Source organism: Corynebacterium faecale, from assembly GCF_030408735.1.
Classification (GTDB): Bacteria; Actinomycetota; Actinomycetes; order Mycobacteriales; family Mycobacteriaceae; genus Corynebacterium; species Corynebacterium faecale.
This window is the reverse complement of record NZ_CP047204.1, coordinates 913114-936029: the sequence shown is the minus strand read 5'-3', so window position 1 is coordinate 936029 and position 22916 is coordinate 913114. Positions and strand designations below refer to the sequence as shown.

Below are 22916 nucleotides of genomic sequence, written 5' to 3'. Positions count from 1 at the left end.
AGTGTAGTCCCCGGAGTGGGCCTGTCGCCCACTCCCCCTCACCCAAGAGGAATTCCCACTACGCAGTGGCTGCGTCACGGCGGGCACGCACGGCCGCAGCCAGTTCAGCCAGCAGATCCACCGTGGTATCAATATCCACGCACTTATCGGTGACGGACTGCCCGTAGACCAGGCCCTCACCACCGTTGATCTTCAGCTTTGCCGGATCGAGGTTCTGGGCTCCCCCGACCAGGAAGGATTCAATCATGATGCCGGCGATGGCGTCATTGCCCGCAGCAATCTGATCAGCGATCTCACGCACCACCCCGACCTGACGGACGTGATCCTTGCCCGAGTTGGCGTGGGAGGCGTCAATCATCAACCGTGCACCCTCGCCGAGTTTGCCAGCGGCCCGGGCGACGGACTCCGCATCATGGTTCGGCCCATCGGTACCACCACGGAGAATGATGTGGCTGTTGGAGTTGCCCGCGGTCTCCACGACAGATGGAGTGCCGTGGTCAGATGTGCCAAAGAAGAAGTGTGGGCTCTGTGCGGACTGCACCGCATCAATGGCCACCTGCACATTGCCATCAGTGCCGTTCTTGAAACCGATCGGCATGGACATCCCGGAGGCCAGCTGGCGGTGCACCTGGGATTCAGTGGTGCGGGCGCCGATGGCACCCCAGGCCACAGCATCTGCGTAGTACTGGGGGCTGTTCGGTTCCAGGAACTCACAACCCACAGGAAGATCCAGGTTGACCACATCGATCAGCACCTTCCGGGCCAGGCGCAGCCCCTCGGCGACATCGTAGGTCTCGTTGAGATGCGGGTCATTGATCAGACCCTTCCATCCCACGGTGGTGCGGGGCTTCTCGAAGTACACACGCATCACAATCTTAAGGTCCTGGTCCAGGCGTTTAGCCAGAGGTGCCAGACGGTTCGCGTAATCGATCGCCGCATCCGGATCGTGGACGGAACATGGGCCGACAACCACCACGAGGCGGTCATCATCACCGGCGAACACATCCGCGATCTCCTGGCGGTCACGCTCCACCTTCTCCGACTGGTGCGGATTCAGTGGGTTGCTGGACACCAACTCCACCGGGCTCGGCAGATCATGGAAGGCCACCACACGCTTATTGCTGGTGGATGCCGGGTTGGTCAGGGATACTGGGGCGCTCATTGTCTTCGGATCTGCCTTTCGCAGTGGGGCGGTATTTTGGTGAGAATAATCTGGGTAACAAAAAAGCAGCCCCTCAACCCTTGCGGGGAGGTGCTGCTCGGCTCCTGGATCTTGTTCGCGTTTAGCTAGGCACGTTTAACGGCCAGCATGCGAGGAGAGGCCCCGGAGCCGGTCGGAAAATAAAATCGTGCTGCGAACATGATGGAGACCTTAACACACTTCCTACTTAAAGGAAGCCCTTCTTCGACTTATCATTCAGGCCGACCTCTGCCATGGCTTTCTTCACACCTTCGATGTCAAAGGGATCCAGGCCGTGGCGCTCGGCGAAGATCCGGCGACGGTTCATCCGTGACCAGCGGCGGTGGAACATCCAACCCAAGGTGAGGATGGCCGCACCCATGAGCGCCAGGATGAGCAGGCCGATGGGAGAGGCCTTACCGAACTCGGGGCCGAGTGGCCCGCCCTGCTGCTGCTGGGCGAGGATAAAGGTGTTCGTGTTGTTGTACACGCTGGATGCGGTGTTCAACAGTGGGCTGATGTCAATCACGCCTGGGGGTCCTTCCTAAAAGGATCTGATCCGTGGGGACACACTAGACTATTCCGTATCCGGGTCAATACCCGCAAACAGGTCATCCTCCGGGATTGAGGTTTTCACCCTGGTCTTCGCCAGTTCGAATTCCTCGGTTGGCCATAGCCTACGCTGCACCTCCACCGGAGTCCCAAAGAAGGCACCGGCAGGGTCGATCTGGGTGGCATGGGATCGCAGGGCATCATCACGCTTGCCGAAGAAGGCATCACAGGTGACCTGGGTGGTCACCCGCGCCATGATGTCAGCCTTATTTTCCTCCCACCGTTCAATCATCGGTGCATACGGGCTGGGCTGGCCCATGAGGACCAGACGGTCGTGGAACATCTGCATGCGCTGACGGATGAACCCGTGGGAGTAGTACAACTTCAGCGGGGTCCAGGCCTCACCGAGTTCAGGGGCATAATCCGCATCGCCGGACCTGTCCCACGCGAGCATGGACACCTCATGGACCTTGAGGTGGTCAGGGTGCGGGTAGCCGCCGTTCTCGTCATAGGTGATGATCACGTGGGGGCGGAAATCACGGAGAATGCCCACCAGTTCACGGGTGACCTCATCGCTGTCTGCCAGGGCGAAACAGCCCTCCGGGAGTGGTGGCAGAGGATCGCCCTGTGGCAGACCTGAATCTTCATAGTCCAACCAGCGGTGCTCGGTACCAAGGATCTCCATGGCCTGCGCCATTTCATCGCGACGGATCGCCGGGATGTTCTCCAGCACTCCGGGCCTGTCCATGGCGGGGTTGAGGATGTCACCGCGTTCACCGCCCGTGCATGTCACCACCATGACCTTGTGGCCCTCGGAGACATAACGAGCCATCGTGGCAGCGCCCTTGCTGGACTCGTCGTCGGGGTGGGCGTGGATCGCCAGGAGGCGTAGACCACTCACGTGTATTCATCCTTCCTTGGAAGCCGACGGGGATCAGGGCTTCCGTGAAAACTGCTCTCGGGCATTTTGTTGATATGTATTCAGTCAATGATAGACGCATCCCCGGCGACCCCGGTTATCGCTTCGCCCAAGTGTGACTAAGATGTTGAGGAGAATCCACACACGTTCCCGCCATATCCACTGTGGATGGTGCGGTGGTGTGTCCCATGCACGGCTGTTTTAGGATGTCGACGAATTCCGCTATGAGCACTAACCCCAACTCCCCTTCCAACGCCTCCGACTCCCCGGAGCGTCCGGTCTCCCGCTACCGCGGAAACCGGGAGACGATGGCCACCAACAACTGGTCAGGCAAGGTCATCGCAGTTCTAGCCGTGGTCATTGTGTTGGCACTGGTGATCGCACTCGTCCAGTTCCTGCAGCGTCGTGAAGCCGAGACGGTCACGGGATCAATGGGCGCATTCGAGCGTATCGACGACTCCACGTTCCAGATGGATGTGGATGTCACCAGGGAAAACCCCGAGGTTCCCACCTACTGCATCGTCACCGCACTGGCCTATTCCCATGCGGAGGTCGGTCGCCGCGAGATCCTCGTGGAACCGAGTTCATCCACCGTGGTGCGTATCACCACACAGATCCCCACCCGGGAGCCTGCAGTGTCCGGCGGCGTCTACGGTTGCTCCACCACCATCCCATCCCATATGAACCTGTAAATCGCCCCGGATGGGCTGTGCTAAAATCACACCCAGAAAACGTACGTTGACATCGCTGGTCAACTTCTGCATGCACAAACCTGAATGTTGGCCCCGGTTTTCCCCGGGGCCTGAGTCATGCAGACCTTAAGGTTGGTCCAGCGATCCGCCTCTGATCTGTTCCCGGGAGGGTTATCACCATGGCAAGTGCACCAAAGCAGTACATCACGCCTGAAACCAAGGCCAAGCTGGAAGAAGAGCTCAACACCCTCATTGCCCGCCGCCCCGTCGTCGCCGCTGAGATCAACGAGCGTCGTGAGGAGGGTGACCTCAAGGAGAACGCCGGCTATGACGCCGCCCGTGAGATGCAGGACCAGGAGGAGGCCCGCATCAAGCAGATCTCCGAGGTTCTGGCCAACGCCACCACTGAGCGCGCGGACATCGTCGAAGGTGTGGCCAACGTCGGCTCCGTCGTCCACGTCTACTACGACGGTGATGAGTCCGACAAGGAAACCTTCCTGATCGGTACCCGCGCTGCGGCCTCCGAGAACCCCGATCTGGAGACCTACTCCGAGCAGTCCCCACTCGGTGCCTCCATCCTGGGTGCGCACGAGGGTGAAACCCGTGAGTACACGACTCCCAATGGCACCGTGGTATCAGTTACGATTGTTGCGGCTGAGCCATATAATTCTGAGAAGGCCGCGTCTCTCCGCGACAAGAACTAAGGATTTTGATCTTCATGACCTCCCTTTCACATAAGCTCCTGATCACCGGCACCACCGCTGTGGCTGCACTTGCCCTTACCGCGTGTTCCCCATCCGAGGTCGATTCTGACCTCAAGGTTGATACCGCCACCGGTGTTGCTGCTCCGACGAGCGCCACCACCACCGCTGCGTCCACAACCACCGCCACCACCACCGCCGTGGCAGCCGAGGCTCTCCCCGGTTATATCGACTGTGTGGCTGCCCCTGCACAGGAGCCACAGATCATCTCCCTGAACTGCGCTGACAACAGCGATCAGCTCACCGACATTGAGTGGGATGCCTGGGATGAGGATGCCGCAACCGGCACCGCCTCCCGCATCATCTTCACCGCTGAAGGTACCCAGGAAATCACCGAGGGCGTCGAGGTCGAACTGACCTTCCCCACCGAGACCTCCCAGGGCCTGGTGTTCTCCCAGGTTGAGGTCGATGGCCAGGTAATCGCCCTGTAGTAACCCATCGGGTTTTACACATACATAAAGCTCACGGCCCGCATCCTCTCCACGAGGTGATGCGGGCCGTGAGCTTTATGCGTGCTCTGCGATTTTCACACCGGATTAGTCGCCTCGGAAGTAGCTGAGCAGGCGGAGGATCTCAGTGTAGAGCCAGACCAGGGTGACGGCCAGGCCAAGGGCAACACCCCAGGCCATCCGTGCCGGGACACCTTCGCGGACCATGCGGTCAGCTGCATCAAAATCGGTGAGGAAGCTGAACGCTGCCAGCCCGATGCAGACCAGGGAGAAGACGATGGCCAGCATGCCGCCGTCACGCAGTGGGTTACCAAAACCGAGCAGGGCCATGAGCAGGTTGCCCAGCACCAGCACCAGGACACCGATCATCATGGAGGTGATGATGCGGTTGAACTTGGGAGTGACCTTGATGGCGCCGGTCTTATAAACAAACAACATGCCCAGGAACACACCCATGGTGCCCAGGACCGCCTGACCGATCAGTGCGCCGGCCCCTGCCTGACCCACGAGGAACCCGGAGAACAGCAGGGAGATACCGCCGACGAAAAGACCTTCGAAAGCCGCGTAGATCAGGGTAACCGCTGCAGAGCCGTATTTTTTGCCGAAGGTGGCCACCAACACGGTGATGAAACCACCGATGGCACCGACGATGGTGAGGATCATCGACAGGCCAGGGCTCACGAAGAGCATGATGCCGAAGTTGAGAAGTGCGAAGGCAACGATAACTGCGAGTGTGATCCCGGTCTTGGTAATCACATCATCCACGGTCATCGAACGTTCAGATTTAACAGGAGCCTGAGTCTGGTACTGGCCCCCGAACTGATCGTAACCGCCGTAAGGGTTCTGTCCGTGGTTCCGTTGGGTGTCCGTCAGTGAACTGAAAACGGGATTACTGCTACGCAAAAGAGTCCCCGATCCTTTCGTTAGATTTTGCACTACTGCACTACCAACGAGCGTTGATCGGGTTTTGTTCCCAGTACCCCCGAATCTATAAGACCACCGGAATGGGTGTGTTGAGGAGCTCCTCACTGAGGCTTGACCACCTGCCCTGCTCCAGGATTGTCAGCCCAGCCACTGGCGCATCACACACGATGTCACGCAAGCTCATACCCTGCTCCCCCACCCCCACAGGTACGGGAATCGCGATGGATCCGGCAGCCACATCTATGCGGGTGTGGGTGCCGGCGGGGATGGTCGCCATGTCCCCCTGTGCGAGGAATCGGCAATAGCCGGGGGTGGTCACCGTGGCGGTTCCGCTGTAGATCCACAACTGCTGATCCCGTTGAGCCTCCGCGAAGGTGGTTCGCGCGGGGATGGCAGGTGGAAGTCCGGCGCTGCCCATGCCGATCGAACTGGTGGTGAAGGAGGAGGGGGTGGCGTTGGTGTGGCGTCGAAAAGCGCGCGTCAGGCTGCTGGTGGCAGCAAAGCCGACCAGGTTCGCCACCACCGCAATGCTGAAATCATGCGCCAACAGACTCGCGGCGACGCTCACACGTTGCGCCGCGCGCCACTCGCTGAAGGAATAGCCGGTGGACTTGAGGAACTGCCGCTGCAGCGTGCGCGCAGCCACACCTCGCAGCGCGGCAAACTCCTCCAGGCTGGTCTGATCGGCCGGGTTCGCGGCCAGGGTCTGTGCAACGGCGCGCGCGTGTTTCGGTGCCGGCAGCGGCGGCGTGGGCACGCGGTCTTCAAAGAGCTTTGCGACGTCCCCCCGCATCTCCCGCTCCCCGAACAGCGAGCGTGAATACTCGTAGACCATATGCTCCGCCCATGCCTGCCCCACATGGATGCGACGCGCCGGACCCGTGATGGACACTGCCCGGAAACTGAGATCCAGAATCACACCGGCACCGGAAGGATTCCAGACCGCACCCTCCGGTGCGAAAAGCAGATCCCCGGCAACGAGGGTGAAAGACCGCTCACCGATATAGACTTCACTAGCGCCCGAATGGCACCACAACAGGCAGGCTTGATTCATTTTCCGCTCCACTTCCAGTCCCACACTCTAGATTAGGTAAAGCTAACCTTAAATCGGCGCTGTGAGCGATACTACGTCCACTCTCGGGGCTGCGCAAGAATCAGATTCGGAAAAAGAAAAAGTTCCATCATCCTGAACAAAGATGATGGAACTGTTGTGCCCCCAGTGGGACTCGAACCCACACTGAATTGATTTTAAGTCAACCGCCTCTGCCGATTGGGCTATGGGGGCGTTTTCGGCACCAGTTCATCATAGATGATGGTGCCGAAGGCCAGAATCACAAGGGTCCTGTTTATTTCCCGGTGCCGTGCTTTTCCACAAGCCCCAGAATCAGACCGTCAAGAATGTCCTTTTCAGAAATGGTGATCGAGTTGACACCGGCCTCCCTGGCGGCCAGGTCAATGGCACCCTGAACCACCACGGAGCCTCCACCGATGACATCCGCACGGCCCGGATCCACCACCGGATTGGTGGCGCGCTGAGCCGAGGATTCACGGATGATCTCATCGGTGATCACGCGAAGGGCATCGAAGTTCAACTCGGAGAGGTGGATCGCGGCACGGTCATAGGACTCCAGGCCCAGCACCCACGCAGAGATGGTGGTGAAGGTACCTGCAACACCCACGATGGTCTTGGCCTTGGAGATCGGCACGATGGCGCTGACATCCCGGATCCGTTCCGCAACATAGTCGCGGGCGATCTCCACCTCGGTCGGGGTGGGCGGATCGCTGCGCATGATGCGCTCGGTGATGCGGACACAGCCCATCTGAGCGGAATGTGAACCGAGGATCTCACCATCATGGGTGCCCACGATGAACTCAGTGGAACCGCCACCGAGGTCAATCACACAGAACGGGCCCTGGGTCGGATCCAGGTCTGCGACGGCACCGCGGAAGGATAGCTGAGCCTCCTCCTCGCCAGTGATCACCTCCGCCTGGTAACCCGGGCGGATACGGGACAGCAGCACCCGGGTCATGGAGAAGAAATCTTCTCGGTTGGCGGCATCCCGGGTGGCGGCAGTGGCAACCATGCGCACCACCTCCACACCTTCTTCCTCCATGACATCGACGTACTCAGCCAAAGCCACACGGGTGCGCTCAATGGCCTCAGGATCAAGCTCACCGGTGGCATCGACGCCCTTGCCCAGACGGACAATCTTGTTGTCCCGGGTGATCTCACGGATGCCGGCGTCAGTGACATCAGCGATGAGAAGACGGATGGAGTTGGTACCGCAATCAACCGCTGCGAAACGGGTCATCAGATTCCCCCGGCCCGGGAGAAGTCAAAGTCCTCGAGCTTGATGCCCAGCTCTTCAATGGTGGGCCAATCGGAGGGGATGGCGGTGCCACGGAGGTCGCCGTGGGCAGCGGCCAGCGCGACGGCCTCGGTGCCGAGGCGGAAATGCTCAGGGCCTTCCGCCAGGGCGTAGGCGATGAGGACGTGGAGACACTTCACGCGGTCAGGCATGCCGCCACCGGTGAAGTCGGTGCCCAGATCATCGATCGCATTGCGCTTGTTCAGGTAGTGCTCGTGGGCACGCTGATAATCGGCACGGAGTTCTTCATCATGCTCTAGACGGTCGGTCATCCACTTCATCACATGCGCCACCTCGAGACGTGATGCCTCGGTGGTCAGACGTGGGTCAGTGAGGTAGTACAGGGTGGGGAACGGAGTTCCGTCCTCCAGGCGGGGCGCGGTCATGACAACGCCGGGTTCTCCATCGGGGCTCCGGTAGGCAATGTCCAGGACCCCTCGAGGGGCCCTACCCAGCTGCGCTTCGACAGCCAGAAGATCTGCATCAGTAACACTCATGCGCCCTATTCTGCCATGAGGACGGACAGTCGTCGCTATTGCACAGGTTCCTCTGCGGGTTCCTCCATCACCGCATCCACCTTGTTCTCATCAGGCACCACATCCACGGGAGCCGGAAGTTCCTCAGGCTCCAGCAACTCGGGCTCAGTGACAGATTCCCACAGTGTCTCGTACCAGGTGCCGCGTGCTTCCTCCTCGGTGCCATCGGAGGTCACAGTCGCACCACTGTCCAGAGCTGGATCAAGAATACGGAACGCCGTCTCCCCCGGTTCGATCACACCCAGGCGCCGACGTGCCTGTTCGCGGACATAAGCCTCAGACTGGTAGCGATCCAGCTCTTCGGATAGTTCCTCAATCTGCAGCTCTTTAGCCTGGATGGACGCCTCTGTGTGGGCGATCTCCGAACGCTGTTGGAAGTAGTTACGCAGGGGAATGGCCACCGTCATGAGGATCAGCAGTACCACCAGAGCGAGGACAACAACCCCCACCGCTCCGAGACGAAAAGGGGCACGAACAGCAGAAATAGTCTCAGGTGCCCGATCTCGACTGGAGACCGGGACAATACCCTTGTGGGACTTCTTCTGCTTCGCCATAGTGATCGATCATAGTCACAGCGGTAACACGGCACGATTTTCGACGCTCTCAAAACGACAAATCCCGCCCCCTGTGAAGAGGACGGGAAGAGTCAGCTTGGCGTCGAAAAGCGCTTAGCCCTGGAAACGTGGGAACGCGGAGCGGCCGGCGTAGACGGCGGCGTCGCCCAGCATCTGCTCGATGCGCAGCAGCTGGTTGTACTTGGCTACGCGGTCAGAGCGTGCAGGAGCACCGGTCTTGATCTGGCCACAGTTGAGGGCAACTGCCAGGTCAGCGATGGTGGTGTCCTCGGTCTCACCGGAACGGTGGGACATCATGGAGGTGTAACCGGCACGGTGAGCCATATCGACAGCGTCGAAGGTCTCGGTGAGAGTGCCGATCTGGTTGACCTTAACCAGGATGGAGTTGGCGGCCTTCTTGGCAATGCCATCCTTCAGACGCGCTGGGTTGGTGACGAAGAAGTCATCGCCGACGATCTGGACCTTCTCGCCGATCTGGGCGGTCAGTGCAACATAACCATCCCAGTCATCTTCCTGCAGTGGGTCTTCGATGGAGACGATCGGGTACTCGTTGACCAGCTCCTCGTAGACGTTGGAGAGCTCCTCAGCGGTGAGCTCGCCACCCTCGAAGTGGTACTTGCCGTCCTTGAAGAACTCGGAGGAGGCAACGTCCAGAGCCAGGGCGATGTCCTTGCCCGGCTCAAAGCCAGCCTTCTTGATGGCCTCAACGATGAGGTCGAGTGCCTCACGGGTGGAGCCGACGGAAGGGGCAAAGCCACCCTCATCGCCCAGCCCGGTGGACAGGCCCTTCTCCTGGATGACCTTCTTCAGCTCGTGGTAAACCTCTGCGCCAGCGCGCAGTGCTTCGGTGAAGGACTCAAAACCGATTGGGGCAATCATGAATTCCTGCACGTCCACGCCGGAGTCAGCGTGTGCGCCACCGTTGATGATGTTCATCATCGGAACCGGAAGAACGTGGGCGTTCGGGCCACCGATATAACGGAAGAGTGGCAGGCCAGCGGAATCCGCGGCGGCCTTGGCAACAGCCATGGAGACACCGAGGATGGCGTTGGCGCCCAGGCGGGACTTGTTGTCAGTACCGTCCAGCTTGATCATTGCCTCATCGATGAGACGCTGATCGTCAGCCTCGAGACCAGCGAGCTCGTCGCCGATTTCATCGTTGACGTTCTCTACAGCCTTCAGGACACCCTTGCCCAGGTAGCGATCGCCGCCGTCACGCAGCTCATGAGCCTCATGGACACCGGTGGATGCACCGGAGGGAACACCGGCGACGCCGTGAGAGCCGTCATCCAGGAAAACCTCTGCCTCGACGGTTGGGTTACCGCGGGAATCCATGATTTCGCGAGCAAATACGTGCATGATTTCAGCCACTGTGGCCTCCTATGCCAACTTGGGAACTAACCAGAAATGTTCACGTGACATCAGGGGATCAGGGCAGCGCAGTGCGCCACGGTGGGCCATCGGTCACGTCTGCGTTCAATTGTTGCATGAATTCCATTCCCGTGGCGCCATGAGACGACAATCACCGATGTTTATATGCAGAGATGTGGGTTTCTGATGCCCGATCCCTCCCAATCGGGGGCGACCAGCGGGTTGGAGAATTATCAGATCACCGGTTGACGCAACGCATAGGAGGCTGCCGCGTCCCGAACATTGATCAGGTATTCATTGGACATGTTGTAGGCATAGAGCGCCTGAGTCCATCCTTCAGGCGTGGTGAGACTCCCGCCGGTGGTACACAGCAGATGGGCTGCACTGAGGGCTGCATCATCGATCTGGTGGGGGTCGGCGTAGCCATCACCGTTAGCGTCACGACCGTAGCGCTCCCATGATTCTGGGATGAACTGCATCGGCCCGACTGCCCGATCCAATTCGGTGTCGCCATCAAAGCGGCCACCATCCGTATCCTCAATGCGTGCAATACCGGGGGATCCATCAAGGGGTATGCCAATGATGGGCGGATTTGCCACACCGTTGCCATCAAGCGAGCTCCCCCCGAAGACCCTGCCGTTGTAAGTACCGTGCCGGGTCTCTACATAACCGATGCCCGCGAGCGTGGTCCAGGCGATTCCACACTCAGGCCAGGACTCTGCGGCGATGAGCGCTGCATTGCCATAGGCGGCCACGGCCTGCGTGGAGATACCGGTGTCCACAGCGATAGGATCTGACCAGAACCGGAGGGAATCTGAGGTACGCCCAGCCGCGTAGATGTCGATGCCGGGCACCGGTTCACCGACCGCAGGCGGAACATTATCTGGAATCGGCTGCAACTGACGAATGGGAGCTGCCCCATCCATGAAGCTCAGGGCCCACCCCACAAATGAGATGACCATGATGACAGCCAGAACCGCTCCACAACCGCATCCAGCCGCCCGTTTAACCCCAGAACTCATGGGTAGCGAGTCTACCGTCCGGATTGATCAGAATCGCATTCGACATTTCACATGCTCTGCCTCCCGGCGCCAGAAATGCAGTAAACAGTGACCGACGCGACACCGCAAGACAGCGTAATGGCCAGAATTCCGACCCAGTTTTTTAATTCACGAGAGTTTATTCCCGCTTCCCAGAGAAGATAAACGCAGTAGTCAAAATACATATATGCAGGGATTGCGTCTTTTGACAGCCATGTTTATTGGCAGGTTCGCCCTGTTATGTCCCAGATCACTTATGTACACTTGCGGTCACTTGCTGAACAATCCAATTGAACAAACCAACTGGATTCACTACCGAAGGAGTAACTCACCATGAAGATCTCAACTCGTGTCGCAGCAATCGGCGCAACCGCAGCACTCGCACTGACCGCTTTCGCGGCTCCAGCATCCGCCATCTCCTCCGATGAACTGTCGGACCGCTTCGAGTGGATTCCATGCGCCGCCGTGGAAGGCATCCTGGCCGGCCTTGATCTCCCCGAGGACGGCATGCGCAATGCTGGCCTCGCTGATGCGCTGGCAGAGCGTGGCGAGGGAGTCATCACCGGCCAGTTCCCAGCAGTAGGCGACTGGAACGCCCAGGCAGCTGCAGACTTCGCCGATCAGGCACAGAAGTGTGAACTGGTTGAGCCGAACACCGCTCTGGAGAATGCCAGCAGCAACCTCAGCTCCAATTTCGCGGGCCTTTCCTCCTAGTCCCAGGGCTGATGTGCGGGGCCATCCCATGAATGTTCCGCACAGATTGCCACAAACACCACACCAGTCACATCAGTCACATATGATGTGTCAGGGTGTGGTGTTTATCTTTTTCACAGCTGCACCTTTCCTGCTACTCCGAACCCGTTAAGGAAATCCCCATGAACATCCGTCGCACCCTCGCCATCGCCGCAGCATCCGTTGTGGCCCTTTCCGCCTCCCTTTCCCCTGCCCAGGCACAGACCGGAGAAGTGTTCAATGAGCTGATTGACAACTTCCCATGCCAGACTCTGCAAGATGGCCTCTATCTCTCCCAGCTGGCTACCCCTGACACCACCCGCAGTGAGCTTGCTGCCACCCTGCGTACCTCTGCCAACCTCGGGGACATTGATCCCGCCCTCGCGATCGTGGGCGGCGTCTACGCAGGTCGCATCGCTGATCGTGCCCTCGAATGTGGCGCTGTGCAGCCAGATCCCCAGCAGGACATCCTCACCCAGCTGCAGAATCTCTCCAGCAACCTGTCCTCCTAAGGCAGCTGGCGTTGAAGAACACCCGTCTTTTCCTCATCGCTGCAGCCACGACCCTCACGCTGGCGGCCGGTCTGACTCCGGTGGCCAGCGCCCAGGGTTATCATGGTCCCCCTCGCAGCACCACTGAGTATGTGATGCAGTTCGATTGCAGCATCCTGCATGGTGCCCTCGTCGGTTCAGCAACGGTACTTCCCGGAACCACCCGCTCAGAGCTGGCCCAGATCTTGAACAACACCCCCGACCTGGGAAACATCAGTGACCAACTGAAAGGGATCAGCCCCTTCTACTCCGGGCTTCTCGCGGACCGCGCACTTGAGTGTGGCTTCGTCAGGGAAGATCCACAGGAATTGAGCCCTCTTAACAATATCCACGTTGTGCTCAATAGCTTATTGTCGTCCTAGCTTTCGGCCGGAAAAGTACACAAAATAGGACCGCACCCACTTCAGGTGCGGTCCTTATCCATGTTCCTACTACCCTGCTGTTTCCCGAGCCTTGCCCTCCGCCCAGAGTCGTTCCGCTTCTTCCACCGTCACCATCCCCTGGTGCCCGTTGAAGAGATAGGGCGAACGGGAGCGCATCTTGGTGACGAAACTAGCAGCCACATCACTGAAATCCCATGCACCCCGGCGCGCAGCGATCTCCGCATGGAACAATACCTGTAGGAAAACATCGCCTAGTTCCTTAAGGAGCTCATCTTCCGGTGCTGTCTGCTCCACTGCCTCGATGAACTCCTCTGTCTCCTCCCGGAGATAAGGGATTAGCGTGTGATGGGTTTGGAACTGTTCCCACTCCCCCTGCCGGACTGCGCGCTGCATGACCCCGATGGCCTCAGCCACGTGGGAAAGGCGGGCGTCGATAAGCATCCCGCCGCGGGACGCGGCGATGGAAGCATCGGCGGTGACAAACCACGGTGCGTCTGGGGCCAGCGTGATGCCCCAGGAGGAGAAATCAACCCCCACGGTGCCGTCTGTCTCCATGCTGTCACGGCGATGGAGCACCGCCTCGAGAAACTCGGCGGGAAAAACGGGGTTGTGGGAGTCAATCAATAAAACGGTTTTCTCAGGCATAGGCCTTGAGTTTAGGCGTTACCGGGGGCTGCGCCGGGTGCGGTGCCGTGATCGGGTTCAGTGTTGGCGTCCGCGTCATGTGGTTGGCCGGGACGGGTGTTGTTGTCTCCCCCTCCGATGCGCTCATCGATGGCGTCACGTACCCGGTCCACCTTGTCGGCCTTGTCCGCGCCGAGCTTGCGCTTAGCTGCGTCAGCTGCCTTATCCAGCAGCTCATCCGACTTTCGCTCACCGGAATCGGAGTTGAGGAACTCATTCGCCTTGTTCTTCGCGTTGTCCAAAATGCCCATGATATTTCACTTCCTATTCCTGATGTGCCGTGGGTAACACTCCATGATAGTGGGAGTTCGAGAAACCTGTCGGGGTGGTCTATTTTAAGCTAATGCTCAATGACACCTCAGCCGGTTCAACTGCCGGCACAGGCACGGGAACGACGGCCACAAGCCCCACCGTCCCCATGCGCACACTCATCGCCCTGATCGTCGGTTCGATGGTGGGCGCCGGGATATTCTCCCTCCCCCAGAACATCGGTTCCGTGGCGGCACCCGGTGCCATGCTCATCGGCTGGGTCATCGCCGGATTCGGCATGCTGTCCGTGGCGTTTGTGTTCCATGTGCTCGCTCGCCGCAAGCCGCATCTGGATTCCGGGGTGTATTCCTATGCTCGCGTAGGCCTGGGTGATTTCGTCGGCTTCTGCTCAGCATGGGGTTATTGGCTGGGGTCGGTCATCGCCCAGGTGGGGTATGCCACCTTATTCTTCAGCACCCTCGGGCATTATGTGCCGCTGTTTTCCGCGGATAATCCAGTGATCTCCGCATTGGCAGTCAGCGTACTGACCTGGCTGATCTTCGCCGTGGTGGCCGGTGGGGTGAAACAGGCGGCATTTTTGACCACTGTGACCACCGTGGTGAAGATCCTGCCACTTTTGGCCTTCATCATTTTGGTGGCTTTCCTCGGATTCAGCTGGGATAAGTTCACGGTGGATTTCTGGGGCACCGGCACGGATAGCACCGTGGGATCCGTATTTGACCAGGTCAAGTCCATCATGGTGTTCACGGTGTGGGTGTTCATCGGTGTGGAGGGCGCATCTGTCTACTCCCGCCAGGCCCGGTCACGTCAGGACATCAGCCGTGCCACCATCATCGGGTTTTTCGCTGTTCTGGCCCTGTTGGTGACCATCTCCTCCCTGAGCTTCGGTGTGCTCACCCAGCAGGAACTGGCGGTGCTGCCCGATAACTCCATGGCCTCGGTGCTGGAGGCGGTCGTGGGTGAGTGGGGTGCCGCGTTGATCTCCGCCGGTCTGTGTCTGTCCGTGCTGGGTGCCTATGTGTCCTGGCAGATGCTGTGCGCTGAACCACTCGCCCTGATGGCGGTGGATGGGCTGATTCCACGCAAGGTCGGTGCCATCAACTCCCGTGGCGCTGCCTGGATGGCGCAGCTGATCTCCACGATCGTGATCCAGGTCTTCATCGTGATCTTCTTCCTCAACGAGACCACCTATGTCTCCATGGTGCAGCTGGCCACCGTGTTGTACCTGGTGCCGTATTTCTTCGCGGCGCTCTACCTGGTTGCGCTGGCCACCCGCGGACGCGGCATCCGCCACGCCGGTGCAGGCACGCTTTTCGACGACTCCGGCCCCCTCATCCCCGCCCCCGAGAACAGGCGCCACGCGGTCATCGGCATCGCCGCCACCGTGTACTCGATCTGGCTGTTCTACGCAGCGGACCCCAAATACCTGCTCTTTGGTGCCATCGCCATCCTGCCCGGACTGATCCCCTATGTGTGGACGCGTCTGTACCGGAAGGAAAAAGTGTTCAACACCTTCGAATGGGGTGTGCTGGGAATCCTGATTGTGGCTGCGGGATTCGGATTGCTTGGCCTGATCGGTGGAGGGCTGACGCTCTAGGCTGGGCTTTATGAAAGAAGTACGGGTCATCACACTGGAAATCGGTCATGTCATCCTAGAATCCTCCACAAAATCCACGGAGGTCAAGAGACTGAAATGGGGACAATATTCCAGGACAGGGCTCTGGTATTGGCACGATTGATATGCCACTTGCGCAGTTTCTTATGACCACTGATCCTGCATTGCACACGTCTGTTGCTATCGACGGCGAGGCCACTCACACCAGTCTGGATGTCGGGCGTGTGGTGTTGGAATCATTCCACAACCGCACTCATACCGTCATTTATGCAGGTCCTGCCGATGCCTATTCCTATTCTGGCCAGCTCAACACCGATCTGCCACTGGATCGGGCACGCCGGGAATGGAGTTCTGAGCAAAAATTCGCCTATGCACGGAAGATTTTTGATGACTCCGCAGAGCAGATCTTTAACCTCTCCAGAGGTCTCAAAAAGATTCTCGATGCCGAGTATCCCGGTGGATCTGAATTAGCTGCATTCTGCTCCAGTCAGGAATCAAGATTAAATTCCTTGCTCACCTGTTCAATGGTGAACTGCTGGCGGAGCCTGGTCACTGAGTTCTGGTTGGCAAACATGCCACGTTTCCAAAAAGCTGATTCCCGTGGGACTGTATGAATCCATTCGACCGGAACGACCCACTCTGCAAGACCCTCACTAGCTCCGTGATGGTAGTTGCCCTGAAGCGGCTGATCCTTTAATAACTGATCCACGCCATTGATGCTGATCTGCATACGATCAAAAACTTCGGCAGGTCCGGTCACTGTGCCCACCCCTACGTATCCAGCCTTGGGGATATTGACAAAAATACGGGCTCCGGACACCAGGTTCTTCACTGTCCGCGAGTACCACTCCCCGCCACCAGCAGAGATAAAGCCATATGTCCGGGCATCAGCCCAGCTCCTGCCATTGGGTTCATCTCCGAAGGACACATACCAATCTGTGCCGTTCCATGTTTCCCTGGTTTTCTTCTTTCCACCTGCTCCAGGTGATGGAACTGGTCCCTCGTGGTCAACTAGCCAGGTCCTGGCCAGGTAATTAGAACCATGGTCAGTAAAATGTCGGAAGAAGACAACATTGATGGGAACGTTGAAGTTCTCATTCAGAAAACGAACGATCCGCTCCGTCGCCGAATCAATGTGCGAGGCAACAATCGTGAACACCTGCTCAGCATTGACTTCCTCCGGCAGGGTGTCATTGAAGGTGGTATCAAAGGCCTCTTCCAGAGCATGACCGGGCCGGTAGGTCTCAAACATCGTCTTGATCTGCTCACGCCCCAGGGTGGACACCCATGAGCCATAATCCAGGGTCTGAGCGGTGACATCACGTGGAGTCCTGTCACGTTTGAGTTCGATGACATGGACAGCTGCAGTGTCATCCAGGGCGAGCAGATCAATGAACCCACCGTGCGCTGTTGCGACCTGCCTGCCGATGATGAGCAACTTCTTACCCAACATATCGGGGTCAGACTCTATGAAGTCCTCCAACTGGGATTCCAGACCCACCGGGGTGGGCTCGATCCGCACCAGTTTATTGCCCTCGGTGCGCCACAGGCCCATCTCCAGTGTCATGCCTACTCCTTTATTATTGTTTTCCCGCGCCTACTGCCCCACCGAGATCACCGTGGACTTCTTCACAGCCTTACCTGCACGCGGCCCCCGCACATCGATCTCCTCCACGTCGAACATCTTGGTGATGAAATCCGCCACCCACTGCAGCAGCTCAACATCACGCAGCAGCGGATCGGTGACATTGCGACCGGCCTTGGGGAAGGACACCTGGATCGCCTTGGCTGCCGCCCGGTAGGTGGCTCCGGGGAACAGACGCTTGAGCCGCACCTGCTGGGAGTCCTTCAGATCCACAGGGTGGATTTTGATGCGGGTGCCCTGGACGGCCACGTCGGTGAGGTCGGCGGCACGCATCTGATGACGCAGGCGTGCCACCGCCAGCAGACGTGACACTTCCTCCGGGATAGGCCCGTATCGGTCTTCCATCTCCTCCACGGCCAACTGCAGGTCAGACTCTGATTCAGAGGTGGCCAGCTTGCGGTAGATCTCCAGACGCAGGCGCTCGGCGTTGATGTAGTTCTCCGGGATGTGAGCATCCACGGGCAGGTCGACACGGATTTCAGTGGGGCCCTTGACGGTGCCGTCGACAGGCTTGCCGTCCGCCAGGGCGCGGTAGGCTTCCACGGCCTCGCCCACGAGACGGACATAGAGGTCAAAGCCCACCCCGGCGATATGTCCGGACTGTTCAGCGCCGAGCACATTGCCGGCACCACGCATCTCCAGGTCCTTCATGGCCACGGCCATGCCGGCACCCAGGTCATTGTTCTGGGCGATGGTGGCCAGGCGGTCATAACTGGTCTCGGTGAGGGTGGCACCCTTCGGGTAGAGGAAGTAGGCATAACCGCGTTCGCGGGAACGACCCACACGTCCGCGCAGCTGGTGCAGCTGGGACAGGCCCATGTGGTGGGCGTTCTCCACGATCAGGGTGTTGGCATTGGGGATGTCCAGGCCGGTTTCCACGATGGTGGTGCACACCAATACGTCATATTCGCGGTCCCAGAATCCCTGCACGGTCTGCTCAAGCAGGTCCTCGCTCATCTGGCCGTGTGCCACCACAACGCGGGCTTCTGGAACCAGATCACGCAGTTCACGAGCCTTCTTCTCAATATCAGCAACCTTGTTGTGAATGAAGAACACCTGGCCATCACGCAACAGCTCACGACGGATGGATGCAGCGATCTGCTTATCCTCCGCAGGGCCCACATAGGTCAGGATCGGGTGGCGGTCCTCTGGTGGGGTGAGCATGGTGGTCATCTCACGGATACCGGCCATGGACATCTCCAGGGTGCGTGGGATCGGGGTGGCGGACATGGTCAAAACATCAACATGGCTGCGCAGGGCCTTGATGTGTTCTTTGTGTTCCACACCGAAACGCTGTTCCTCATCCACGATGACCAGGCCCAGGTTCTTCCAGTGCACACCGGTTTGCAGCAGTCGGTGGGTGCCGATCACAATGTCCACCTCACCTGACGCGAGTCCAGCAAGGGTCTCCTTTGACTCCGCGGTGGAGGTGAACCGGGACAACCCATGGATGGTGATCGGGAACCCAGCCATCCGCTCCTCGAAGGTGGATTGGTGCTGCTGAGCCAGCAGTGTGGTGGGCACCAGCACCGCGACCTGCCTGCCATCCTGCACTGCCTTGAATGCGGCGCGTACCGCGACCTCGGTCTTGCCATAGCCCACATCGCCCACGATCACGCGGTCCATGGGCACGGCCTTTTCCATGTCCTCCTTGACCGCGTCGATGGCCAGCATCTGGTCCTCGGTCTCCACGTAGGGGAAGTTATCCTCCATCTCTTTTTGCCACGGGGAGTCCGGGGCGAAGGCATGACCCGGTGCCGCCTGCCGTTTGGCATAGAGTTCCACAAGCTCACCGGCGATCTCCCGGACGGCGGCGCGAGCTTTCTTCTTGGTGTTCTTCCAGTCGGAACCACCCATCTTGGACAGCGTCGGCTTCTCACCACCCACATAGCGGCTGAGCATGTCCAGGGAATCCATCGGTACATACAGCTGATCGCCGGGCTGACCACGCTTGGCCGGTGCATATTCCAGGACGATGTACTCCCGGCGCGAGGTCTCATCACCTGAGGAGATGGTGCGCTCGGTCATCTTGAGGAAACGGCCGATACCGTGGGTTTCATGCACCACCAGATCACCAGGGGTCAGTGCAAGCGGATCAACCTTGTTACGGCGCCGGGCAGGTCGCCTCTTGGCACCGGCGATATCACCGACACGGTTACCGGTGAGGTCAGTTTCAGTGATCACCACCAACGGCAGCGCCTGTGCGTCGCGGTGTTTACGCACCTTGGGAAACACCAGGCCGGCGTGACTGAGGGCGTGGTACAACGTGACCTGCCCGGGGCTGGGCTCCCAACCGGGTGTGGCCACATGGGTCGGAATCCCCTGCTCGGCGAAACGCTCCACCATGCGCTTGATCGCACCCTGGGTCGGCGCGATGAAAGCCGCACGCCCACCTGCGGTGGTGTGCGCGAGCAGCAGAGCCATCATTTCATTGATGGCGTCCAGATCACCGCGGGGGGCTGGGCCGGGCTCAAAGTCAAGCGGCAGCGTGTTGGCATCAGAGGCCTCAAACATGCCGGTCGGCGCGAAGGTCCACCACGCAAGCTTGCTTTGCGACGCCGACATCTCCAGCGATTCATAACTCCGGTACGACGACGCCTCGAGATCAAGCCCCTTGGTGGCGATGGGACCATCGGCACCCATCGCGGCGGCCTCCCAACCGGCGGCCAGGAACTCCGCGTCGGTGGCTTCCAGATCCGCGATGCGGGTGCGCACCTTCTCCGGGGCGATCACCATGATGTGGGTGTTCTCCGGCATCAGATCCAGCAGCGGCACCATCGGGGTATCCACCAGTGCTGGGATGAGGGCCTCCATGCCATCTGCATCCGTGCCATCGGAGATCTTGGACAGCATCTCCACCAGGGTGGGGTTGCCGGGGTGTTTGACCATGAGTTCCTCAGCGCGTTTGGCCACCGCATCGGTGATGAGCAGCTCACGTGCCGGGAAGATCTCGATGTGATCCAGTGCCATCTCCGGGATGGTGCGCTGATCAGCCACGGAGAACTGACGGATATCGGAGACCTCATCGCCCCAGAACTCCACGCGCACGGGGTAATCCAGGGTGGTGGGGAAAACATCGAGGATGCCACCACGGGTGGCGAATTCCCCACGCTTGGCCACCATGTCCACGTTTTTATAGGCACGGAAAACCAGCTCAGCGGACAGTGAGGAGAAATCGAACTCCGACCCTTCAGACAACACCAGGGGAGCCCTCCCCTCTGCTTCCTGAAGGACGGGTTGGCAAAAAGCTCGGGCGGCGGTGACGACTATCTTGGCGTCGTCAAGCTTATTCAGCACCTGCGCACGCCGGCCCACAATATCCACGCCGGGGGACAAACGCTCATGTGGGAGCGTCTCCCAGGAGGGGAACCAGGCGACCTTATCGCCCATCATCGCGCGCAACTCCGCGGTGAGATCCTCCGCCTCACGGCCGGTGGCCGTGACCACCAGTACCGGGGCATGATGTGCGAGCGCGCCGATCACCCATGGGCGGGCCTGATCCACACCCGTCAGGTGGAGGTTACTCTCCCCCACATTCGAGATCATGCCCTTGAGCTTCGGGTCGGTCGCTGCGATCTTGAGCAGGCCTGAAAGCATAGGTGTCACGCTTGGATCTCCTTCACGGTGTCATCAGTATCTGTTTTTTCCTGCCCCAGAATCGCCCCCACTGTGCTGCTCTCCGGGGTCAGTGTCGGATCGGCCTCCATGCCGGCCAGTCCATTCCAGCAGAGGTTGACAATATGCGCGGCAACCTCCTCCTTGCTGGGGGTCCGCTCATCCAACCACCACTGCGCGGTCATGGAGACCATGCCCACCAGAGCCTGGCCGTAGAGCGTGGCGTAATCAGGATTGAGCCCCGAACGTGCGAACGCCCGGCCCAGGATATGCGACACCTGGGTGGTGGCATCATTGAGCAGCGTGCCAAAGGTCCTGCCCTGCCCCGGGTTCATATCGCGGACCAGGATGAGGAAACCATCGGTCTCATCCTCCACATAGGTCAGCAGTGCCAGCACCGCCTGTTCGATGCGGTAGCGGGAACGACCATGCAGCAGTGACCGGGTGATCATGGCTTCCAGCTTCACCATCTCCCGGTCCACCACCACCGCATAGAGGCCTTCCTTGCCTCCGAAGTGCTCGTACACCACCGGCTTGGACACCTTCGCCCGGGCTGCAATCTCCTCCACGCTGGCGCCATCGAAACCACGTTCTGCAAACACTTCACGCCCAATGGAAATTAACTGCTCCCGGCGTTCCTTGCCGGTCATCCGCTGTCGAACCATAAAGTCCAGACTATCCCAGCCCAGGCCACCCCGATAATTGGAAGTTCAGAATAATTGTGTAAACTCTAGCGTTGCGGTCAAACCTTCATGGTTACGCACTTTCCCCATGGTGTAATGGCAACACTACGGTTTTTGGTACCGTCATTCTAGGTTCGAGTCCTGGTGGGGAAGCTTCTGCTTTACTGAGCCTGAGTGAACAGATCTTCATAGATACCGACCAGTTCAGCATGCTGCTCATCGGTCATCGGCTCAAAGGGATCAGCATGGGACGCCACTGTGGACACGTGGCTGTCGATCGCCTCCCCATCCTTCACCGCCACCACCAGCGGGACATAGATCCTGCGCTGGGTGGGGTCATCCAGTCCCTCGTATTCTGGGGCAAAATCACCGAGTTCGGCGAGGATATCGGCATGGGCATCGGTGCCCGGCTCCTCGATGACCACGGTTCCGTCCTCTGAGAGACTGCGGGTATCACGGATATCCAGGACATTGAGGTACTGGATCTGCTCCAGGTCAACGTTCTTGGCCGCCTCATCCATCACAGGCATGGCGGCACGACACCAGGGACATTCAGGGAACCCGAAGTAGATGACCCCTGTTCCGGTGCGGAGGAAATCCACCGCCTCATCCTCACTCAATGCGGTGAATACGTGGTCATCCTCAAGGTTCACATCCAGGTACTGCTGCCCGGAACTGGTGGTGGCGCCGTTGAGGTCGGCGTACTCCTCGGTGATCGCGGTGTCGCCTGAACCTTCTGTGGATGAACAGGCACCCAACACCAGTGTGGCGGCCAGCACCGCTGATGCGATGGCGCGATGGGTGAACCGGTTGGGACGGGAAACTAGACGTGACTGCACTGCCAACCCCTATGAGAGACAACGATGTTTATGAGGGTCAGTCTATCCAATAAATAGCTGCTCAGGATGCTCTTGACGCACATCATCCCCTCATGCATGTGGATGCATGAGGGGATGAGTGAGACTTGACGCGGGGGTTAAGCGGCGGCGAAACCGCGCGCTGCCCAGGCACCGGGGACGGCGAAGTCCGGATTGACTCCGGCCATGGCCTCGAGCTGGAAGGTTGCATCCTTCTCAATGAAGATCTTGCGGAAGCGACCGATATTTCCTTCGTGGCCGGCAGCGGCGGCGTCGAGTACACCGTCGACAAGGTGCGGTTTGACCAGGCTATCGAATTTCATGTGGAGATCCTCCCGGATGCTCCACAGGTTATCGTGGCTGCGTTCAATCCGGGTGATCTTGTCGTTGATGTTCCTCACTGTTTGTTCCTTTCAAGAACCAGGGGAGTTAATATTTACAACCCCTTTTGTTTACCTGCTGTTAACTTTAGTTCACTTCAAGTTAAAAGTCCAGCGGGACCACCCTTGCCGT

24 protein-coding genes and 1 tRNA gene are annotated in these 22916 nt (G+C 59.2%); 7 read left to right on the top strand and 18 right to left on the bottom strand.

Annotation, left to right across the window (positions count from 1 at the left end; genetic code table 11):
- Positions 1-58 precede the first annotated feature (58 nt).
- The 3 genes from CFAEC_RS04340 to mca all read right to left on the bottom strand — a co-directional run bounded on the left by CFAEC_RS04340 (position 59) and on the right by mca (position 2633).
- Entirely contained in the window at positions 59-1162 is a 1104-nt protein-coding gene (locus CFAEC_RS04340) for a 3-deoxy-7-phosphoheptulonate synthase (RefSeq protein WP_290279163.1), read from the bottom strand.
- A 226-nt stretch (positions 1163-1388) separates the two neighbouring features.
- Positions 1389-1709 (bottom strand): hypothetical protein, encoded by a 321-nt coding sequence (locus tag CFAEC_RS04335; protein ID WP_290279162.1) that lies wholly within the window; start codon positions 1707-1709, stop codon positions 1389-1391.
- Positions 1710-1757: 48 nt separating this feature from the next.
- The gene (gene mca / locus CFAEC_RS04330) at positions 1758-2633 is read right to left on the bottom strand and encodes a mycothiol conjugate amidase Mca (RefSeq protein ID WP_290279160.1); all 876 of its coding nucleotides are present in this window, start codon (positions 2631-2633) and stop codon (positions 1758-1760) included.
- A 242-nt stretch (positions 2634-2875) separates the two neighbouring features.
- Between mca and CFAEC_RS04325 the strand changes: the two genes are divergently transcribed.
- The 3 genes from CFAEC_RS04325 (at position 2876) to CFAEC_RS04315 (ending at position 4535) form a co-directional block, all read left to right on the top strand.
- A complete protein-coding gene (locus CFAEC_RS04325; protein WP_290279157.1) occupies positions 2876-3343 on the top strand; it encodes a DUF4307 domain-containing protein in 468 nt (155 codons plus the stop codon).
- A gap of 179 nt (positions 3344-3522) precedes the next feature.
- On the top strand, positions 3523-4047 hold the full coding sequence (greA, locus tag CFAEC_RS04320) for a transcription elongation factor GreA (protein ID WP_290279155.1): 525 nt from the start codon (positions 3523-3525) through the stop codon (positions 4045-4047).
- Between the two features lie 14 nt (positions 4048-4061).
- A complete protein-coding gene (locus tag CFAEC_RS04315; RefSeq protein WP_290279153.1) occupies positions 4062-4535 on the top strand; it encodes a hypothetical protein in 474 nt (157 codons plus the stop codon).
- 105 nt (positions 4536-4640) lie between these two features.
- On the opposite strand, the gene CFAEC_RS04310 is transcribed toward CFAEC_RS04315, so the two are convergent.
- The 8 genes from CFAEC_RS04310 to CFAEC_RS04275 all read right to left on the bottom strand — a co-directional run bounded on the left by CFAEC_RS04310 (position 4641) and on the right by CFAEC_RS04275 (position 11350).
- Positions 4641-5456, bottom strand: a complete 816-nt coding sequence (locus CFAEC_RS04310) for a Bax inhibitor-1/YccA family protein (protein ID WP_290279151.1) — start codon at positions 5454-5456, stop codon at positions 4641-4643.
- A gap of 85 nt (positions 5457-5541) precedes the next feature.
- Positions 5542-6531 (bottom strand): helix-turn-helix transcriptional regulator, encoded by a 990-nt coding sequence (locus CFAEC_RS04305; protein WP_290279148.1) that lies wholly within the window; start codon positions 6529-6531, stop codon positions 5542-5544.
- Positions 6532-6688: 157 nt separating this feature from the next.
- Positions 6689-6762, bottom strand: a tRNA-Leu gene (locus CFAEC_RS04300).
- 61 nt (positions 6763-6823) lie between these two features.
- Positions 6824-7789, bottom strand: coding sequence for a Ppx/GppA phosphatase family protein (locus CFAEC_RS04295; protein WP_290279146.1), 966 nt, complete (start codon positions 7787-7789; stop codon positions 6824-6826).
- Positions 7789-8343: a DUF501 domain-containing protein gene (locus CFAEC_RS04290; protein WP_290279144.1), complete on the bottom strand. Its 555-nt coding sequence runs from the start codon at positions 8341-8343 to the stop codon at positions 7789-7791. Before CFAEC_RS04290 ends, CFAEC_RS04295 begins: the two co-directional genes overlap by 1 nt.
- Positions 8344-8378: 35 nt before the next feature.
- A complete protein-coding gene (locus CFAEC_RS04285) occupies positions 8379-8936 on the bottom strand; it encodes a septum formation initiator family protein (RefSeq protein ID WP_290279142.1) in 558 nt (185 codons plus the stop codon).
- Between the two features lie 114 nt (positions 8937-9050).
- Complete coding sequence (gene eno, locus CFAEC_RS04280; RefSeq protein ID WP_290279140.1) at positions 9051-10328, bottom strand: phosphopyruvate hydratase; 1278 nt, start codon at positions 10326-10328, stop codon at positions 9051-9053.
- Positions 10329-10561: 233 nt separating this feature from the next.
- Positions 10562-11350: a lytic transglycosylase domain-containing protein gene (locus CFAEC_RS04275; RefSeq protein ID WP_290279138.1), complete on the bottom strand. Its 789-nt coding sequence runs from the start codon at positions 11348-11350 to the stop codon at positions 10562-10564.
- Positions 11351-11701: 351 nt separating this feature from the next.
- On the opposite strand from CFAEC_RS04275, the gene CFAEC_RS04270 reads away from it, so the two are divergent.
- The 3 genes from CFAEC_RS04270 to CFAEC_RS04260 all read left to right on the top strand — a co-directional run bounded on the left by CFAEC_RS04270 (position 11702) and on the right by CFAEC_RS04260 (position 13013).
- Positions 11702-12082: a hypothetical protein gene (locus CFAEC_RS04270; protein WP_290279136.1), complete on the top strand. Its 381-nt coding sequence runs from the start codon at positions 11702-11704 to the stop codon at positions 12080-12082.
- A 161-nt stretch (positions 12083-12243) separates the two neighbouring features.
- On the top strand, positions 12244-12612 hold the full coding sequence (locus CFAEC_RS04265) for a hypothetical protein (protein WP_290279135.1): 369 nt from the start codon (positions 12244-12246) through the stop codon (positions 12610-12612).
- An 11-nt stretch (positions 12613-12623) separates the two neighbouring features.
- The gene (locus CFAEC_RS04260) at positions 12624-13013 is read left to right on the top strand and encodes a hypothetical protein (RefSeq protein WP_290279134.1); all 390 of its coding nucleotides are present in this window, start codon (positions 12624-12626) and stop codon (positions 13011-13013) included.
- A 69-nt stretch (positions 13014-13082) separates the two neighbouring features.
- Here CFAEC_RS04260 and CFAEC_RS04255 read toward each other — a convergent pair whose 3' ends face one another.
- Positions 13083-13679: a MazG nucleotide pyrophosphohydrolase domain-containing protein gene (locus tag CFAEC_RS04255; RefSeq protein WP_290279133.1), complete on the bottom strand. Its 597-nt coding sequence runs from the start codon at positions 13677-13679 to the stop codon at positions 13083-13085.
- A gap of 11 nt (positions 13680-13690) precedes the next feature.
- On the bottom strand, positions 13691-13969 hold the full coding sequence (locus CFAEC_RS04250; protein WP_290279132.1) for an antitoxin: 279 nt from the start codon (positions 13967-13969) through the stop codon (positions 13691-13693).
- A gap of 167 nt (positions 13970-14136) precedes the next feature.
- On the opposite strand from CFAEC_RS04250, the gene CFAEC_RS04245 reads away from it, so the two are divergent.
- Positions 14137-15585, top strand: coding sequence for an amino acid permease (locus CFAEC_RS04245; protein ID WP_435384276.1), 1449 nt, complete (start codon positions 14137-14139; stop codon positions 15583-15585).
- 505 nt (positions 15586-16090) lie between these two features.
- Here CFAEC_RS04245 and CFAEC_RS04240 read toward each other — a convergent pair.
- The 5 genes from CFAEC_RS04240 to CFAEC_RS04220 form a co-directional block, all read right to left on the bottom strand.
- Positions 16091-17170 carry a DUF8606 domain-containing protein gene (locus CFAEC_RS04240; RefSeq protein WP_290279130.1) on the bottom strand — a complete coding sequence of 360 codons (1080 nt, stop codon included), beginning with the start codon at positions 17168-17170 and terminating at the stop codon, positions 16091-16093.
- Between the two features lie 30 nt (positions 17171-17200).
- Entirely contained in the window at positions 17201-20845 is a 3645-nt protein-coding gene (gene mfd, locus CFAEC_RS04235; RefSeq protein WP_290279799.1) for a transcription-repair coupling factor, read from the bottom strand.
- A gap of 5 nt (positions 20846-20850) precedes the next feature.
- Positions 20851-21528 carry a TetR/AcrR family transcriptional regulator gene (locus tag CFAEC_RS04230; protein ID WP_290279128.1) on the bottom strand — a complete coding sequence of 226 codons (678 nt, stop codon included), beginning with the start codon at positions 21526-21528 and terminating at the stop codon, positions 20851-20853.
- A 179-nt stretch (positions 21529-21707) separates the two neighbouring features.
- A complete protein-coding gene (locus CFAEC_RS04225) occupies positions 21708-22385 on the bottom strand; it encodes a hypothetical protein (protein ID WP_290279127.1) in 678 nt (225 codons plus the stop codon).
- Positions 22386-22522: 137 nt separating this feature from the next.
- The gene (locus CFAEC_RS04220; RefSeq protein ID WP_290279125.1) at positions 22523-22804 is read right to left on the bottom strand and encodes a hypothetical protein; all 282 of its coding nucleotides are present in this window, start codon (positions 22802-22804) and stop codon (positions 22523-22525) included.
- Positions 22805-22916: the final 112 nt, after the last annotated feature.

Bases quoted from the DNA above. Each gene is read 5' to 3' on its own strand.
- CFAEC_RS04340 (WP_290279163.1), bottom strand. From the start codon at position 1,162: ATGAGCGCCCCAGTATCCCTGACCAACCCGGCATCCACCAGCAATAAG.
- CFAEC_RS04325 (WP_290279157.1), top strand. From the start codon at position 2,876: ATGAGCACTAACCCCAACTCCCCTTCCAACGCCTCCGACTCCCCGGAG.
- greA (WP_290279155.1), top strand. From the start codon at position 3,523: ATGGCAAGTGCACCAAAGCAGTACATCACGCCTGAAACCAAGGCCAAG.
- CFAEC_RS04315 (WP_290279153.1), top strand. From the start codon at position 4,062: ATGACCTCCCTTTCACATAAGCTCCTGATCACCGGCACCACCGCTGTG.
- CFAEC_RS04305 (WP_290279148.1), bottom strand. From the start codon at position 6,531: ATGAATCAAGCCTGCCTGTTGTGGTGCCATTCGGGCGCTAGTGAAGTC.
- CFAEC_RS04295 (WP_290279146.1), bottom strand. From the start codon at position 7,789: ATGACCCGTTTCGCAGCGGTTGATTGCGGTACCAACTCCATCCGTCTT.
- CFAEC_RS04290 (WP_290279144.1), bottom strand. From the start codon at position 8,343: ATGAGTGTTACTGATGCAGATCTTCTGGCTGTCGAAGCGCAGCTGGGT.
- CFAEC_RS04285 (WP_290279142.1), bottom strand. From the start codon at position 8,936: ATGGCGAAGCAGAAGAAGTCCCACAAGGGTATTGTCCCGGTCTCCAGT.
- CFAEC_RS04275 (WP_290279138.1), bottom strand. From the start codon at position 11,350: ATGAGTTCTGGGGTTAAACGGGCGGCTGGATGCGGTTGTGGAGCGGTT.
- CFAEC_RS04270 (WP_290279136.1), top strand. From the start codon at position 11,702: ATGAAGATCTCAACTCGTGTCGCAGCAATCGGCGCAACCGCAGCACTC.
- CFAEC_RS04265 (WP_290279135.1), top strand. From the start codon at position 12,244: ATGAACATCCGTCGCACCCTCGCCATCGCCGCAGCATCCGTTGTGGCC.
- CFAEC_RS04255 (WP_290279133.1), bottom strand. From the start codon at position 13,679: ATGCCTGAGAAAACCGTTTTATTGATTGACTCCCACAACCCCGTTTTT.
- CFAEC_RS04250 (WP_290279132.1), bottom strand. From the start codon at position 13,969: ATGGGCATTTTGGACAACGCGAAGAACAAGGCGAATGAGTTCCTCAAC.
- CFAEC_RS04245 (WP_435384276.1), top strand. From the start codon at position 14,137: ATGCGCACACTCATCGCCCTGATCGTCGGTTCGATGGTGGGCGCCGGG.
- CFAEC_RS04240 (WP_290279130.1), bottom strand. From the start codon at position 17,170: ATGACACTGGAGATGGGCCTGTGGCGCACCGAGGGCAATAAACTGGTG.
- mfd (WP_290279799.1), bottom strand. From the start codon at position 20,845: ATGCTTTCAGGCCTGCTCAAGATCGCAGCGACCGACCCGAAGCTCAAG.
- CFAEC_RS04230 (WP_290279128.1), bottom strand. From the start codon at position 21,528: ATGGTTCGACAGCGGATGACCGGCAAGGAACGCCGGGAGCAGTTAATT.